Genomic DNA, 1,348 nt, shown 5'->3' on the forward strand with positions numbered 1-1,348 from the left:
CTCTACGTCAACGACGGCGAAAACCCCGCGGGAAGTGACACCACGCTAAGAGACTCACCCGGCACGAGGCCGCAGAGAGCCAACAGATCCTCTCGGTCCCCTGCGACGAGGGTGAGACGCGGCGACTCCATGCCAGTCAGACGGCGTCCTATTCGGTTCCACAGTTCCCGGTCTGTGAGGTGGCGGCGGCTCTTGGCCGCTTGTTGCGTGACGACCTCCATGTCCTTGACCCGGGCGCCAGGGCGCACGTTCGCCGACGGTTTCGAGTGCCAGAGTTCGACAGACAGCCTGCCGCCGAGAGTTCGCTGGATGACGACGTGGTCAGCGATCTCACCGCCTCCGTCATTGTGCAGTACCCACCTCGATGCCCCCGGCTCCGGTACGGCCTCGCTGAGGGCCTTCTCGACCCATTCGTGGATGGAGTCGGTGCGATTCGGTCGCGGAGTTTCTCTGGTGATGTCGACCCCACCCCAATCGCTGGGAATAAGGACGACATCGGGCAGGAATGATTCAGTACGAGGCGGCTGAAAAGTCACGGGACCCATAGTGCTTCGCCCATCGCCGAAGTAGATGAGCGGTGGATGGGCCTCGAACAATTCATTGAACGTGGTTGGGTTACCCATGCCTCGGTGAAGCTCCTCCGAGCCTGCCAACGTGGTGAATTGGCCGGTCACGGTCATTTCGGCAACCCAGATATCGACATTCTCGTTCCGTGGGTCATACATGCGGAGGAAGACCTGGGCTTCTGTGGCGTCTCGATCATCCGTGGGCGCGATCTCCAGCTGTTCGAGCGGGCGACCGTCCGGAAGGGCGAAGGAGGCCCCCAGCAGCGCAGGGTTAAGCTCCACTGCAATGACCGGGGGATGGAACTCATCGGTTCTCTCTCCCTTCGAGATGTTGGGCAGCAGTGGGCCCGATTCGGTGGGCCTCGGAAACCAGTACCGACGTGCGAGGTCGACGGCGAATGCTTCGTACTCGCGCAAACCTAGATATCGGGTCTCCCAGTACTTTGATTTGTTGACAGCGAGCCCGGCCGTTGTTGCCTGGCCCGAGTCGACTCGAACCTGCGCCATGGCGTGGCCAAGTCCTCGGCCGTTTGTGTCCGCTTCGCGAAGTCCGCGGTCGATCCCGCTTCCAGCGAAGGTGGCGTAGGCCGGCGTGCCGGGTACAGCCGCGAAAGTATTCCTCACGCCTACTGAGGAGACTGACAGTCGTTCGACGCTGTCGAACGCCTCCTGCAGGAACGCCGGATTTCCGTTCCTGAGGATGTTCGACGGATCGAGAACGGCCGCGTCCGTTTGAGTGGTGGTCTTTCGCTTCGTTGCGATGATCAGCTGTCGTTAGTTTA

At 61.4% G+C, this 1,348-nt stretch carries 1 protein-coding gene; it reads right to left on the reverse strand.

What is annotated here, in order from left to right:
• Window positions 1–2: 2 nt before the first annotated feature.
• Complete coding sequence (locus ASG00_RS08255; protein WP_235559449.1) at window positions 3–1,190, reverse strand: hypothetical protein; 1,188 nt, start codon at window positions 1,188–1,190, stop codon at window positions 3–5.
• Between the last annotated feature and the right edge of the window lie 158 nt (window positions 1,191–1,348).

This window comes from Microbacterium sp. Leaf351, assembly GCF_001423825.1.
Classification (GTDB): domain Bacteria; phylum Actinomycetota; class Actinomycetes; order Actinomycetales; family Microbacteriaceae; genus Microbacterium; species Microbacterium ginsengisoli.